The 13,646-nt window shown below is 70.8% G+C and carries 13 protein-coding genes; 9 read left to right on the top strand and 4 right to left on the bottom strand.

Annotated elements, in window-relative coordinates:
• Nucleotides 1-22 precede the first annotated feature (22 nt).
• Genes purM through arfB form a run of 3 tightly spaced genes read left to right on the top strand, consistent with a single transcriptional unit; the run spans nt 23 to nt 2,718 of the window.
• Complete coding sequence (gene purM / locus ADL03_RS44215; RefSeq protein WP_053739643.1) at nt 23-1,084, top strand: phosphoribosylformylglycinamidine cyclo-ligase; 1,062 nt, start codon at nt 23-25, stop codon at nt 1,082-1,084.
• A 53-nt stretch (nt 1,085-1,137) separates the two neighbouring features.
• Complete coding sequence (locus ADL03_RS49205) at nt 1,138-2,286, top strand: SigE family RNA polymerase sigma factor (protein ID WP_197289185.1); 1,149 nt, start codon at nt 1,138-1,140, stop codon at nt 2,284-2,286.
• A 9-nt stretch (nt 2,287-2,295) separates the two neighbouring features.
• Complete coding sequence (gene arfB, locus ADL03_RS44205) at nt 2,296-2,718, top strand: alternative ribosome rescue aminoacyl-tRNA hydrolase ArfB (RefSeq protein WP_053739642.1); 423 nt, start codon at nt 2,296-2,298, stop codon at nt 2,716-2,718.
• On the opposite strand, the gene ADL03_RS44200 is transcribed toward arfB, so the two are convergent.
• On the bottom strand, nt 2,701-3,372 hold the full coding sequence (locus tag ADL03_RS44200; RefSeq protein ID WP_053739721.1) for a response regulator: 672 nt from the start codon (nt 3,370-3,372) through the stop codon (nt 2,701-2,703). The two genes, arfB and ADL03_RS44200, sit on opposite strands and share 18 nt — an antisense overlap.
• Nucleotides 3,369-4,898 carry an ATP-binding protein gene (locus ADL03_RS44195; RefSeq protein WP_053739641.1) on the bottom strand — a complete coding sequence of 510 codons (1,530 nt, stop codon included), beginning with the start codon at nt 4,896-4,898 and terminating at the stop codon, nt 3,369-3,371. The genes ADL03_RS44200 and ADL03_RS44195 overlap by 4 nt, the downstream gene beginning before the upstream one ends.
• Before the next feature lie 135 nt (nt 4,899-5,033).
• Between ADL03_RS44195 and ADL03_RS44190 the strand changes: the two genes are divergently transcribed.
• The 3 genes from ADL03_RS44190 to ADL03_RS44180 are packed head-to-tail and all read left to right on the top strand — an operon-like array spanning nt 5,034 to nt 8,053.
• Nucleotides 5,034-6,014, top strand: coding sequence for a tripartite tricarboxylate transporter substrate binding protein (locus ADL03_RS44190; RefSeq protein WP_231642862.1), 981 nt, complete (start codon nt 5,034-5,036; stop codon nt 6,012-6,014).
• Entirely contained in the window at nt 6,011-6,541 is a 531-nt protein-coding gene (locus ADL03_RS44185) for a tripartite tricarboxylate transporter TctB family protein (RefSeq protein WP_053739639.1), read from the top strand. The genes ADL03_RS44190 and ADL03_RS44185 overlap by 4 nt, the downstream gene beginning before the upstream one ends.
• A 54-nt stretch (nt 6,542-6,595) precedes the next feature.
• On the top strand, nt 6,596-8,053 hold the full coding sequence (locus ADL03_RS44180) for a tripartite tricarboxylate transporter permease (RefSeq protein ID WP_053739720.1): 1,458 nt from the start codon (nt 6,596-6,598) through the stop codon (nt 8,051-8,053).
• Between the two features lie 105 nt (nt 8,054-8,158).
• Here the strand turns inward: ADL03_RS44180 and ADL03_RS44175 are convergent, their stop codons facing one another.
• Both ADL03_RS44175 and ADL03_RS44170 read right to left on the bottom strand, forming a co-directional pair.
• On the bottom strand, nt 8,159-9,652 hold the full coding sequence (locus ADL03_RS44175; protein WP_053739638.1) for a CoA-acylating methylmalonate-semialdehyde dehydrogenase: 1,494 nt from the start codon (nt 9,650-9,652) through the stop codon (nt 8,159-8,161).
• Complete coding sequence (locus ADL03_RS44170; protein WP_053739719.1) at nt 9,649-10,650, bottom strand: LacI family DNA-binding transcriptional regulator; 1,002 nt, start codon at nt 10,648-10,650, stop codon at nt 9,649-9,651. The genes ADL03_RS44175 and ADL03_RS44170 overlap by 4 nt, the downstream gene beginning before the upstream one ends.
• Before the next feature lie 133 nt (nt 10,651-10,783).
• Here ADL03_RS44170 and ADL03_RS44165 point away from each other — a divergent pair, with 133 nt between their 5' ends.
• Genes ADL03_RS44165 through ADL03_RS44155 form a run of 3 tightly spaced genes read left to right on the top strand, consistent with a single transcriptional unit; the run spans nt 10,784 to nt 13,643 of the window.
• Nucleotides 10,784-11,779, top strand: coding sequence for a Gfo/Idh/MocA family oxidoreductase (locus ADL03_RS44165; protein ID WP_053739637.1), 996 nt, complete (start codon nt 10,784-10,786; stop codon nt 11,777-11,779).
• Between the two features lie 2 nt (nt 11,780-11,781).
• Nucleotides 11,782-12,642, top strand: a complete 861-nt coding sequence (locus ADL03_RS44160) for a TIM barrel protein (RefSeq protein ID WP_053739636.1) — start codon at nt 11,782-11,784, stop codon at nt 12,640-12,642.
• Between the two features lie 14 nt (nt 12,643-12,656).
• The gene (locus tag ADL03_RS44155; RefSeq protein WP_053739635.1) at nt 12,657-13,643 is read left to right on the top strand and encodes a sugar ABC transporter substrate-binding protein; all 987 of its coding nucleotides are present in this window, start codon (nt 12,657-12,659) and stop codon (nt 13,641-13,643) included.
• Nucleotides 13,644-13,646: the final 3 nt, after the last annotated feature.

The raw sequence follows: 13,646 nt of genomic DNA, 5'->3' as shown, positions 1-13,646 counted from the left end.
GAACCAAGTGGAAGAAGTTGACGTGACCGACAGCGCCAAGGCCACCTACGCCGCAGCCGGAGTCAGTATCGCCGCAGGTGACGAGGCGGTGGAGAAGCTCAAGCCGTGGGCGGCCAAGGCGCACCGGCCCGAGGTGCTCGGTGGCATCGGCGGGTTCGCCGGGCTGTTCCAGCTCAAGCTCGACCGCTGGAAGGAGCCGGTCCTCGCCTCCTCCACGGACGGCGTCGGCACCAAGATCGCGGTCGCGCAGGCGCTCGACAAGCACGACACCGTGGGCATCGACCTGGTCGCCATGATCGTGGACGACCTGGTCGTGTGCGGTGCCGAGCCGCTGTTCGTGCAGGACTACATCGCGGTCGGCCGGGTCGTGCCGGACAAGGTCGCGGCGCTGGTCAAGGGCATCGCCGAGGGCTGCGTCCAGGCCGGCTGCGCGTTGCTCGGCGGCGAGACCGCCGAGCACCCCGGCCTGATGGGCGACGACGACTACGACATCTCCGGCACCGGCGTCGGCGTGGTCGAGCACTCCAAGCTGCTCGGTCCCGACCGGGTGCGCGACGGTGACGTCGTGATCGCGATGGGCTCGTCCGGCCTGCACTCCAACGGCTACTCGCTGGCCCGCCACGTGCTGCTGGAGATCGCCCGCATGCCGCTGGAGGGCCACGTCGAGGAGTTCGGCCGGACACTCGGCGAGGAGCTCCTGGAGCCGACCAAGATCTACGCCAAGGACTGCCTCGCGCTGATCGCCGAGACAGAGGTCCGCGGGTTCTCCCACGTCACCGGTGGTGGACTCGCCGCGAACCTGGCCCGCGTGCTGCCCGACGGCCTGCACGCGAAGCTCGACCGCGGCACCTGGACGCCCGCTCCGGTCTTCCAGCTCATCGCCCAGCGCGGCCGGGTGGAGCGCGAGGAGATGGAGAAGGCGTTCAACATGGGCGTCGGCATGGTCGCCGTCGTCGCGCCGGAGGACGTCGACCGCGCGCTGGCCGTGCTGACCGCGCGCCACGTGCCGTCGTGGGTGCTCGGCGAGGTCACGAAGGCCGAGCAGGGTGGCGCCTCCCTCGTCGGGGACCACCCGCGGTTCTGAGGCAACCTCCCGCGGTCGTCGCCACGTACTAAGCGACGACCGAGGAGGGGGACTTGGACCGTCGCGATCTGCGGGACCGCGAGTTCGGGGAGTTCGTCGACGCACGGGCTCTCGTGATGCGCCGCACGGCGTTTCTGCTGTGCGGCGACTGGCACCGCGCCGAAGACATCGTCCAGACCGCGTTGATCAAGCTCTACGTGGCGTGGCCACGCGTGCGCAAGGACAGCCTGGACGCCTACGCGCGCAAGATCGTCGTGCGCGCCGCCGTGGACGAGACCCGGCGCGGGTTCTTCCAGCGGGAACGGACCGTCGACGTCGTGCCGGACCGCGCGGCTCCCGAGGACCAGGCGGCCGACCCCGACCTGCGACAGGCGCTGGACGCGTTGCCACCGGGGCAGCGCGCCGTCGTCGTGCTGCGGTACTGGGAGGACCTGAGCGTCACCGAGACCGCCCGCATCCTCGGCAGGACGGAGGGCACGGTGAAGAGCCAGGCCGCGAAGGGCCTCGCCGCGTTGCGCGGGCTGCTGGTGGACGAGCCGGCGTCGAACATCCGCCGCAGCGAGGTCATCCGCGCGGGCAGGACGAAGCTCGCACGCAGGCGCACGGCCGTCGCGACCGCGTTGGTCACGGTGCTGGTCGTCGGTCTGGGCACGGTCGTGCACCTGGCCCGGCCGCAGCTCGCCTCCGCACCGGACTCGGCGACGTCGGCCACCTCCGGCCGCGACGCCGAGCTCACCCGCGTGCTGCGGCAGGCGAACGTCCTGCCGGCCGGCGTGACGCCGCAGGACCCGCCGGGGGCGACCGCGCTGCGGTTCGTCGAGAAGGACGGCCGCCACAGGGCTTCGGCGCTGCTGACCGACGCGCGCGGCACAGGTGCGGTGACGGTGCTGCTGTACCGCGACCCCACGGCGGTCGTGCCCGACTGCCTGCCGGTCGAGGGCACCGACTGCCGGATCGAGCAGGTCAACGGCGTCAAGGTCAGGTCCGGCGTCGCGCGCCGGGAGGACGGTGCCTACGCCTACGACGTGCGCGCGTTGCGACCCGACGGCACGTATGTCGAGATCCGCAGCCTGAACATCGGCTCCTTCCTCGCCGACGCCCCCGGTGTGCCGGACTGGAACGCCCCGGCGACCAGGCCGGAGCCGGTGCTCGACCGGGCCGCGCTGATAAAGATCGCGACACTGCCGGGCCTGACCGCTTAGCCTGGAGGCATGAACGACGTGACCGTGACTCGGACGCTGGTGCTGCCGGCGTCCGAGTTGCGCGAACGTTTCTCCAGGTCGGGCGGCCCCGGCGGGCAGGGCGTGAACACCGCCGACAGCCGGGTCGAGCTGAGCTTCGACCTCATGAACTCGCCGAGCGTCCCCGAGCACCTCAAGCGCAGGATGCTCGACAGGCTGGCCGGTCGGCTCGTCGACGGCGTCCTCACGATCGCCGCGTCCGAGCACCGCGCCCAGCTGCAGAACCGCGCCGCCGCACGCGAACGCCTCGCCGAGTTGTTGCGCGCCGCGGCCGCGCCACCGCCGCCGATGCGCAAGCCGACCAAGCCCACCAGGGGCTCGAAGGAACGCCGCATCGCCGGCAAGAAGCGCCGCGCGCAGACGAAGCGCGGCCGTTCAGGCTCCTGGGACTAACGCGTAGATCCGTTCGGGCCGGCCGGTTCCGCCGTAGCGCAACCGGACCTCCGCTCGTCCGGCGGAGACGAAGTGCTCCAGGTACCGGCGCGCGCTGACCCGTGCGACACCCGTCGAAGAGGCACACTCCGAGGCCGACAGCCCATCCGGGTGCGACTTCAGCGCGTTCTCCACGAGCCGCGCGGTCTCCGGCGTCAACCCCTTGGGCAGCAACGGTTTCGACGACGGCCGGGCCCCGAACACCTGGTCCACGTCCGCCTGCGCGGCCGACCCGAGCCGGTCCAGCCGCTCGTGCAACGACGCGAAGTGCGCGAGCTGGTCGCGCAGCGCGTCGTAGTCGAACGGCTTGATCAGGTAGTGCAGCACCCCGCCGCGCATCGCACCGCGCACGGTGTCCACGTCGGTCGCCGCGGTGATCACGATGACGTCGACGTCCTCGTTGGCGCGCAACGACTTCAGCACGTCCAGCCCGCTCATGTCCGGCAGGTAGACGTCCAGCAGCACCAGGTCCGGCTTGAGCGCCGCCACCTGTCGCAACGCGTCCGCGCCCGTGTGCGCGACCCCGGCGACCTCGAACCCGGCCGTGCGCGCGACGTACCCGCTGTGCACCTTGGCCACCATGAAGTCGTCGTCCACGACCAGCACCCGCTTCACCACGGCAGCCTCGCCGTGAACACCGAACCGGACACGCTCACCGAACCACCGCGCCGCAGGCAGGCCCGCCGGATCAGCGCGAGCCCGATCCCGCGTTCACCGTGCGATGCCGCCTTGGTCGTGAACCCGTGCCGGAACACCTCTTCCGCCAGTTCCGGCGCGACTCCCGGACCGGAGTCGCGGACCACGACCTGGACTCCGTCGTCCACCTGCACCACACCCACCTCGATCCACTTCCGGTCGCCGTTCAACGAGCTCAGCGCATCCAACGCGTTGTCGACGAGATTTCCCAGCACCATCACCAGATCAGCGGACAACGCCTCGTCGATGCGGCCCAGCACGCTGTCCGGGTCCAGCCGCAGCGCCGTGCCGCGCTCGGCGGCCAGCGACGCCTTGGCGATCAGCAGCGCGGCCACGGCGGGGTCGCCGATCGACTCGCTGACCTCGGAGCGCCACTGGTCCTGCGCCGAGCTGATCTGGTGGATGTAGTTGCTGACCTCGTCGTACTCCTTCAGCGCGATCAGCCCGGCGATGGTGTGCAGCCGGTTCGCGAACTCGTGCGCCTGCGCCCGCAACGTGTCGGTCGCGTGCTGCGAGGCGTCCAGCTCGTGTTGCAGCGCAAGCAGTTCCGTGCGGTCGCGCAACGTCACGACCGCGCCCGCGCCCTTGATCGGCATGCGGTTCAACGTGAGCACGACCCCCTGCCGCAGCACGAGCTGGTCGACGCCGGTGGCACGCCCGGTCAGCACGTCGCGCAGCCGGTCGTTGAGCTCCAGCTCCTCCACCGACCGCCCGACCGCGTCCCCCGGCAACGCCAGCAGCTCCCGCGCGTGGTCGTTGACCAGCGTGATCCGGTCCTGCGCGTCAAGCCCGACCACACCCTCCCGGATGCCGTGCAGCAACGCCTCGCGGTTCTCCACCAGCGCGGTGATCTCGTGCGGCTCCAGCCCGAGCGTCTGGTTCTTCACCCTGCGCGCCAGCAACAACGAGCCCGTGACACCGATGACGAGCGCCACCAGCAGGTACCGCAGCGCGTCCACCGGCTGGTCGAGCGCACCCTCCCAGATGCCCGGCTCGCGCGCGCCGGCGACCACGATCCCGTTGACCCTGCGGGTGTCCGCGGCGAACACCGGCACGTGCGCCTCGATCGAGTCGCCGGCCGTGCCGACCCACGCCCTGCCGTCGAACGCGGACGTCGTCCGGTCCAGAGTGGACCCGACCTGCGCCGGGTCGGGCGAGGTGAGGATCCGGCCGCGCAGGTCGACGATCAGCACGTAGGTGGCGCCGGAGAGGCTCCGCGCGGTCTCCGCGGCCGGTGCCAGCAGGTCGCGGTCGCCCATCTGCGTCTGGACGACGCTCGTGGCGGCGACGTTCTCCGCGACGGACAGCATCCGGCGTTCCTCGTTGGAGCGAAAGTTGCGGCCCGTCTGGACGACGGTCAGCGCGCCCACCGCGCAGAGTAGGCACACGACGACTACGAGTTGCCACACGAGCAACTGGCTGGCGAGGGATCGGCGGCGGCGCATCAGACCTCCCCTCGTCGTGATCGGGCTCTGACCAGAAAGACCGAAAGAAACCTTAGAAGCGCAAGAGCGACATCAAGGTTTACACGAGAGCAACATGTCCAACCACGCGGACGAGAGGCGGGGATCACAGTGTCGGTGAAGGTGTGGGTGGCGGTGGCGACGGCGTTGCTCGCCGTCCTGCTGGTGCCACCGCTGCTGACGCCGGGTGCGGACAGCAGCGACACGGCCTCGGTGCGGACGCTGCGCGTCCTCGTGCCGAACCAGCCGGGCGGCGGGTACGACATCACGGCGCGCACCGCGGCGAAGGCCATGGAGGACGCTGACCTGCTGCGCAACGCCGAGGTGTTCAACCTGCCCGGCGCCGGCGGCACGGTCGGCCTCGGGCGCACGGTCGGTGAGCGCGGCAACGGCAAGATGATCATGTCGATGGGTCTGGGCGTGGTCGGCGCGGTGTACACGAACAAGTCGCCGAACTCGCTGCTCGACACCACCCCGATCGCGAAGCTGATCGAGGAACCGGACATCGTCGTGGTGTCGAGGGACTCGCCGTACACGTCGATGAAACAGCTGGTCGATGCGTGGAAGGCCAACCCGGGCACGGTGACCGTCGGCGGCGGTTCGGCACCGGGCGGCCCTGACCACCTGGCGCCGATGCTGATCGCGAAGGCCGTCGGCCTGCCGCCCAGGACCGTGAACTACATCCCGTTCGACGGTGGCGGTGAGCTGCTGGCCAGCGTCCTGGGCGGCAAGGTCGCGTTCGGCGTCTCCGGCGTCGGCGAGTACCGCGACCAGATCCAGGCCGGCACGCTGCGGGTGCTCGCGGTGACCAGCAAGGACCGCATCCAGGGCGTCGACGCGCCGACGCTGCGGCAGGCGGGCGTGGACGTCGAGTTCACCAACTGGCGCGGCATCGTCGCGCCGCCGGGCATCACGCAGACCGACCGCGACCGGCTCGTGGACCTGTTCGCGCGGATGCACAAGACGCCGCAGTGGTCGGAAGCCTTGCAGCGCAACGGCTGGACCGACGCGTTCGCGCCGGGCGACGAGTTCGGGACCTTCCTCGACAACGAGAACAAGCGGGTGGCAACGGTGCTCAAGGACTTGGGGCTCGCATGACGACCACGACGGGACAACGGCCCCGGCAGGGGGCCGCGGGCTGGCTGCGCGAACGTTCCGAGCTGGGCATCTGCGCCCTGCTGGTCGTGCTCGGCGTGCTGGTGCTCAGCGACGCGGTGCGGATCCCCACCGACTTCGCCCAGCGCGGACCGGTCGGCCCCAAGGCGGTGCCGATCCTGGTCGGCTCGCTGCTGCTGGTCGTGGCGGTCCTGCTGGCCCGCGACGTGCTGCGCGGCGGCCGCGGCGAGGCCGAGGGTGGTGAGGACGTCGACCTGTCCGCACCCGCCGACTGGCGCACGGTCCTGTTGCTGTGCGGTGCTTTCCTCGCCAACGCCGCGCTGATCGGCGTGGTCGGGTTCCCGATCTCCGGCGCGATCCTGTTCTGGGGCGCGGCCTACGCGCTCGGCAGCCGCAACCTGGTGCGCGACCCGTTGATCGCGGCCGGCATGTCGATCGTGACGTTCCTGGTGTTCAACAACCTGCTCGGCGTCCCCCTGCCCGGCGGCCCGCTGATGGAGGTGTTCTAGGTGGAACAACTGCTCGACGGCTTCGCGACCGCGCTGACGCCGACACACCTGCTGATGGCCGCGATCGGCGTGCTCCTGGGCACCGCGATCGGCGTCCTGCCGGGCATCGGCCCGGCCATGGCGGTGGCGCTGCTGCTGCCGGTCACCTACGGCATGGAGCCGACCGGCGCGTTCATCATGTTCGCGGGCATCTACTACGGCGGCATGTTCGGCGGCTCCACGACGTCGATCCTGCTGAACACACCGGGTGAGAGCGCGGCGGTCGTCACGGCCTTCGAGGGCAACCCCATGGCCCGCAAGGGACGTGGCGCGCAAGCGCTTGCCGCCGCCGCGATCGGCCACTTCACCGGCGGCATCATCGGCACACTGCTGATCGTGCTGCTCGCGCCGTTCGTGGCCAAGCACGCCGTCGACATCGGCGCGCCGGACCTGTTCGCGATCATGGTGCTGGCGTTCATCGCGGTCACCTCGGTGCTGGGCGCCTCCCGCATCCGCGGCGTGGCGTCGTTGCTGATCGGCCTCACGCTCGGACTGGTCGGCCTGGACGAGATGACCGGCCAGCAGCGCCTGACCTTCGGCTCGCTGCACCTGGCCGACGGCATCGACGTGGTCGTCGTGGCTGTGGCGCTGTTCGCGGTCGGCGAGGCCCTGTGGGTCGCGGCGCACCTGCGGCGCAAGGCCTTCGAGCCGATCCCGGTCGGCCGCCCGTGGCTGTCGAAGGCGGACCTCAAGCGCACCTGGAAGCCGTGGCTGCGCGGCCCGGTGATCGGGTTCCCGTTCGGCGCGATCCCAGCCGGTGGCGCGGAGATCCCGACGTTCCTGTCGTACGTGACCGAGAAGCGCCTCTCCAAGCACAAGGACGAGTTCGGCAAGGGCGCCATCGAGGGCGTGGCCGGCCCGGAGTCGACGGCCTCGGCGTCCGCCGCGGGCACCCTGGTCACGATGCTGACCCTCGGCCTGCCCACCACGGCGGTCGCGGCGGTCATGCTGGCCGCGTTCCAGCAGTACGGCATCCAGCCCGGCCCGTTGCTGTTCCAGCGCGAGGCCAACCTGGTGTGGGCGCTGATCGCGTCGCTGTTCATCGGCCTGACGCTGCTGCTGGTGCTGAACCTGCCCCTCGCGCCGTTGTGGGCGAAGCTGCTGCGCATCCCGCGCCCGTACCTCTACGCGGGCATCCTGTTCTTCGCCTCCGTCGGCGCGTACGCGGTCAACGCGGACATCTTCGACCTGCTGCTGATGCTGGTGATCGGCGTGCTCGGCTTCGCGATGCGCCGCTACGGCCTGCCGGTGCTGCCGGCCATCATCGGCGTGATCCTCGGCCCGGCCGCGGAACAGCAGATGCGCCGCGCGTTGCAGCTCTCCGACGGCTCGCTGACCGGCCTCGTCAACACCCCGATGGCCGTGATCGTCTACGTCGTGATCCTGCTGATCGTGTTCTTCCCGCTGCTCAGGAGGTTCCTGCCGAAGCCGCCCGCCACGACGGCACCGGAACGCGAGAAGATCGACGCCTGACCACGTCACGAGAAAGCCCCCGCTCTCCCGGCGGGGGCTTTCTCATGCACCGCGCACGACCAGGAACGCGGTCGGTGCCGGTGGCGGACGAGACGGCCGAACGGGTCAGCCGTGGGTGGGGAAGCCGAGGTTGACGCCGTGCTGCTGCGGCCATCGGGCCGTGATCGCCTTGGCGCGGGTGTAGAACTTCACGCCCTCGGCGCCGTGCACATGCGTGTCGCCGAACAGCGAGTCCTTCCACCCGCCGAACGAGTAGTAGGCCATCGGCACGGGGATCGGCACGTTGATGCCGACCATGCCGACGTGCACGCGCCGCTGGTACTCGCGGGCCGCCAGCCCGTCACCGGTGTAGATCGCGGTGCCGTTGCCGTAGGGGTTGGCGTTGACCAGGGCGAGGGCGTCCTCGAACGTCTCGGCGCGCACGACCGACAGCACCGGCCCGAAGATCTCGTCGGTGTAGATCGTCATGTCGCTGGTGACGTGGTCGAACAGCGTCGGTGCGAGCCAGAAGCCGTCCGGGTGGCCCTCCGGGGCGTACCCGCGGCCGTCGACGACCAGCGTGGCGCCCGCCGCCTCACCGGCGTCCACATAGGACCGGACGCGGTCCCGGTGCGCGCCGGTGACCAGCGGGCCCATCTGGGCGGCGGGATCGGTGCCGGGCAGCACGGCCGGGTGCAGCTCACGGGTGCGAGCGGCGATCTTGTCGACCAGTTCGTCCCCCGCGGAGCCCACGGCCACGACCACCGAGATCGCCATGCAGCGCTCGCCGGCGGAGCCGTAGCCCGCGGACACGGCGGCGTCGGCGGCCACGTCGAGGTCGGCGTCCGGCAGCACGACCATGTGGTTCTTCGCGCCGCCCAGCGCCTGCACGCGCTTGCCGGTCGCCGTGCCGCGCGCGTAGACGTGCCGTGCGATCGGGGTGGAGCCGACGAACGAGGCGGCCGCGACGTCCGGGTGGTCCAGCAGCGCGTTGACGGCGAAGGCGTCGCCGTGCAGCACGTTCAGCACGCCGTCGGGCAGTCCGGCCTCCTGGAACAGCTCCGCCAGGCGGACCGACGCCGACGGGTCGCGTTCGGACGGCTTGAGGACGAACGTGTTCCCGCAGGCGATGGCGATGGGGAACATCCACATCGGCACCATGACCGGGAAGTTGAACGGCGTGATGCCCGCGACCACGCCCAGCGGCTGGCGCAGCGAGTACGCGTCGACGCCGCGCGACACCTGCTCGGAGTGCTCGCCCTTCAGCAGCTGCGGGATGCCGCACGCGAACTCCACGACCTCCAGGCCGCGCTGCACCTCACCGGCCGCGTCCGACAGCACCTTGCCGTGCTCGGACGTGATGATCGCCGCGAGCTCGTCGCGTGCCTCGTGCAGCAGGTGGCGGTAGGCGAACAGGATCCGCGAGCGCGTCGACAGCGACGACTCCGACCAGGACTGCGCGGCCTTCAGCGAGGACGACACCGCGAGGTCGACGTCGGCCTGCTCGGCGAGCACGACCTGCTTGGCCACCGCTCCGGTCGCCGGGTCGAAGACGTCGGACGTGCGCGACGACACCCCCGTGGTGCGGGCGCCGTCGATCCAGTGGGGGATGGTGCTCAACGCGGTCCTCCTGGGGGAGCTGTCGTGGTGCGGACTACGAGCGAGGGGTTGAGGAGGTGGCGCACGGGTTCAGTGCGCTCTTCGCGGACGCGCTGCAGCAGCGCCCCGGCGGCCAACCGGCCGAACTCGGCACGGGGCTGGTCGATCGTGGTCAGCGAGACGTGGCGCAGCGCCGCCAGCGACGTGTTGTCGTACCCGACCACGGACACGTCGGCCGGGACGCGCAGACCCGCGTCCTCCAGGGCCGAGATGGCGCCGACCGCGTTGAAGTCGTTGCAGGACAGGATGGCCGTGGGCAGGGCGCCGTCCTCGATCAGCGAACGGATCGCACGCGCGCCGGCCGCGTCGGTGTACTCGGACGGCACGACCTGCGGCGCCAGCCCGTGTGCCGCCATCGCGGCGACGTACCCGCGCCGCCGTGGACCGGCCTGCGAGCCCTCGCCCCCGTCGAGGTGGGCGATGCGCTTGTGCCCCAACGAGACCAGGTGGTCGACGGCCAGTCGTGCGCCCTGCTCGCCGTCGTCGTTGACGGTGTCCACAGTGGACACGCGTGACGACCGCGCGACCAGCACGACCGGAAGTTGTTCCGCCGCCTTGCCGATCGCCGTCGCCGGTACGACCGGTGACAGCAGGACGAGGCCGGCCGGGCGGAAGGACAGCAGCGACTCCAGGGCCCGGCGTTCACGGGCGGGCGAGCGACCGCCGGTGTTGATGATGATGTCGAACCCCTGGTCGCGCGCCACCTCGTCGATGCCGTCGACGACCTCGGCGAAGAACGCGTTGTGCAGGTCGGACACCATCACGCCGAGCACCGTCGACGTGCGCGAGGCCAGCGACCGCGCCATGGCGTGCGGCGAGTACCCCAGCTCCTCCGCGGCCTTCAGCACAGCGGTGCGTCGCGCCTCGCTCACCTTGGGTGAGTTGCGCATCACCAGTGACACCAGTGCGCGGGAGACCCCCGCGCGCAGGGCGACGTCTTCCATCGTCGGCCTGACCACCGGCAACACCTCCCCTCACGTCACGGGCCGGAAACGCACCCTTGACACCCGTGTGACGCAAGCTACAGCATTAGAGCGCTCCAACCAATAGAGCGCTCTAACAGAACTCAGCTACGAACAGGGGAAACGCGCGATGCGGATCGGAGTAGCGGGTGTCGGCCGGATCGGCACCATGCACGCGGCCAACCTCGCCGCACTGGACCGGGTCGACGAGGTGCTCCTCTTCGACCCGGTGCCCGGTCGCGCCGCGCAGGCGTCGGCGGAGCTCACCGGCACCAAGGCGGTGGACGACCTCCCCACGCTGCTCGGCAACGTGGACGGCGTCCTGCTCGCCACCCCGACGAACACCCACCCGGAGATGCTGCGGGCGGCCATCGCCAGGGGCGTGCCCACGCTGTGCGAGAAGCCGATCGCGAGCGACGTCGCCGAGATGGCCGCGCTGGTCGAGGACGTCGAGAAGTCCGGCGTCGAGGTGCTCGTGGGCTTCCAGCGCCGGTTCGACCCGGCGATCTACGAGCTGCACCGGCGCATCCGCGCGGGCGAGGTCGGCGACATCTACCTGGTCAGGGCCGTCGGCAACGACGCCACCCCGCCGGACTTCTCCTACCTGCCCGCGAGCGGCGGCATCTTCCGCGACCTGCTGATCCACGACCTGGACTGCGTGCCGTGGCTGGTCGGCGAGCCGGTCGTCGAGGTCTACGCGTCCGGGTCGGTCCTGGTGCACCAGGCGTTCGCGGACGCCGACGACGTGGACAACGCCGTGGTGCTGCTCAAGTTCGCGGGCGGAGCGCACGCCACGCTGGCCGGCGGCCGGCACGACCCGGTCGGCTACGACCACCGCATTGAGGTGCTGGGCAGCAGGGACTCCCTGGTCGCCGGCGTCGACGCGCGCACGCCGCTGAACTCGCTGGAGCCCGGCGGTCACGTGGCCGGGCCGGACGCCTACCCCGGTTTCCCCGAGCGCTTCCACCGCGCGTACGTCAACGAGATGAACCTGTTCACCCAGGTCATCGCGGGCGAGGTCGCGAACCCGTCACCGGCGGGGCAGAGTTTGATCAGCCTACGCCTGGCTGAAGCGTGTGAGCAGTCGCGCCGCAGTGGCGCACCGGTTCGGATCGAGGGGAACTAGGCATGGCGAAGATCGCGGGGGCACCGATCTCCTGGGGCGTGTGCGAGGTCCCCGGCTGGGGTGCCGTGCTCCCGGCCGACACGGTGCTGAGCGAGATGCGCTCGCTGGGCCTCACGGCCACCGAGCTCGGCCCGCCGGACTACCTGCCGGCCCAGCCCGAGGCGTTGAAGGCGCTCCTGAGCGGCCACGGGCTGACGCTGGTCGGCGGCTTCCTCGCCGTCACGCTGCACACGGACGTGCAGGCCACCCTCGCCGAGGCCGACCGGGTCGCCGGGGTGCTGCGCGCCGGTGGCGCCGAGGTGCTCGTGCTCGCCGCGGCCACCGGCCTGGACGGCTACGACGAACGACCACAGCTCACCGCCGACGAGTGGGCCACCCTCGTCGGCACCTGCGCGAGCATCCGCGAGATCGCCGCCGGGCACGGCCTCAGGACCGTGCTGCACCCGCACGTGGGCACCCACGTCGAGCGGGAGGCGGAGGTCGAGCGGTTCCTCGCGGACTCCGATCTCCAGCTCTGCCTGGACACCGGCCACCTGCTCATCGGTGGCACGGACCCGGTCGAGCTGGCGCGCCGCCACCCGGACCGGATCGGTCACGTGCACCTCAAGGACGTGCGTGACGAGGTCGCGGCGAAGGTGCGCAGCGGCGAGATCGGCTACACCGATGCCGTGGAACAGGGCATCTACGTGCCGCTCGGGGACGGCGACGTGGACGTGCAAGCGCTGGTGGAGCTCGTCCACGAGGCGGGCTACACCGGATGGTTCGTGCTTGAGCAGGACACGCGGCTCAACCACGGAAGTCTTGAAGACAAGCCCGTGAAGGACACCGCGCGCAGCCTCGCGCACCTCAGCAAGATCCTCTGAAGGGACTGGAGACGATGAAGTCTCGTCTGGTCATCCGTGCGAGCGCTGCGGGCGCAGTTCTCGCAGTTGCTCTACTCGCCGCGTGCAGCGGTCCCACTGGCACGAACAGCCAGAACACGCAGAACAACAGCGCCCCGACCGGTGACCTCAAGGTCTCCGTCATCACACACGGCACCGCGGGTGACGCGTTCTGGAGCGTGGTGAAGGTCGGCGCCGAGGACGCGGGCAAGCAGCTCGGCGTCGGCGTCAGCTACAACTCCGACGGCGACCCCGGCGCCCAGGCCAAGCTCATCGACAACGCCGTGTCGCAGAAGGTCGGCGGCATCGTGGTGTCGATGGCGAACCCGGACGCGCTGAAGACCTCGGTCGAGGCCGCGGTCAAGGCGGGCATCCCGGTCATCACCATCAACTCCGGCGGCGCGAAGAGCGCGGAGTTCGGTGCGCTGGCCCACGTCGGCCAGGAGGAGTCGATCGCCGGTGAGGAAGCCGGCAAGAAGCTCAAGGCCGCCGGCCGGACCAAGCTGTTGTGCGTGATCCACGAGGCCGGCAACACGGGCCTCAACCAGCGCTGCGACGGTGCCCGCACCGGTTTCGGCGGCGCGGTGGAGAACCTCCAGGTCGACATCTCCAACCCGACCGACATCGAGTCGCGGATCAAGGCCAAGCTGCAGTCCGACGCCTCGATCGACGGCGTGCTGGCGCTGAACCCGCAGGTCGCCGTCAACGCGGCCAGCGCGGCGAAGGGCGCGGGCTCCAAGGCGCAGGTCGCGACGTTCGACCTCAACGCCGACGTGGTCAGCGCGATCAAGGCCGGTGACGTGCTGTTCGCCGTCGACCAGCAGCAGTACCAGCAGGGCTACCTGCCGATCGTGATGCTCAAGCTCTACCGCGACAACGCCAACACCCTCGGCGGCGGCAAGCCCGTGCTGACCGGTCCCGGCTTCGTCGACAAGTCCAATGTGGACAAGGTCGCGGAGTACGCCAAGAACGGCAAGAGGTAGGGA

This window comes from Nocardia sp. NRRL S-836 (assembly GCF_001279525.1).
GTDB lineage: Bacteria > Actinomycetota > Actinomycetes > Mycobacteriales > Pseudonocardiaceae > Lentzea.
The sequence above is the reverse complement of the archived record's forward strand: the minus strand, read 5'-3'. Positions and strand labels throughout refer to the sequence as shown.

Excerpts from the sequence above, each read along its gene's own strand:
- arfB (WP_053739642.1), top strand. The coding sequence starts at position 2,296 with ATGAACGACGTGACCGTGACTCGGACGCTGGTGCTGCCGGCGTCCGAG.
- ADL03_RS44155 (WP_053739635.1), top strand. The coding sequence starts at position 12,657 with ATGAAGTCTCGTCTGGTCATCCGTGCGAGCGCTGCGGGCGCAGTTCTC.
- ADL03_RS44185 (WP_053739639.1), top strand. The coding sequence starts at position 6,011 with ATGACGACCACGACGGGACAACGGCCCCGGCAGGGGGCCGCGGGCTGG.
- ADL03_RS44180 (WP_053739720.1), top strand. The coding sequence starts at position 6,596 with ATGGCCGCGATCGGCGTGCTCCTGGGCACCGCGATCGGCGTCCTGCCG.
- ADL03_RS44160 (WP_053739636.1), top strand. The coding sequence starts at position 11,782 with ATGGCGAAGATCGCGGGGGCACCGATCTCCTGGGGCGTGTGCGAGGTC.
- ADL03_RS44195 (WP_053739641.1), bottom strand. The coding sequence starts at position 4,898 with ATGCGCCGCCGCCGATCCCTCGCCAGCCAGTTGCTCGTGTGGCAACTC.
- ADL03_RS44165 (WP_053739637.1), top strand. The coding sequence starts at position 10,784 with ATGCGGATCGGAGTAGCGGGTGTCGGCCGGATCGGCACCATGCACGCG.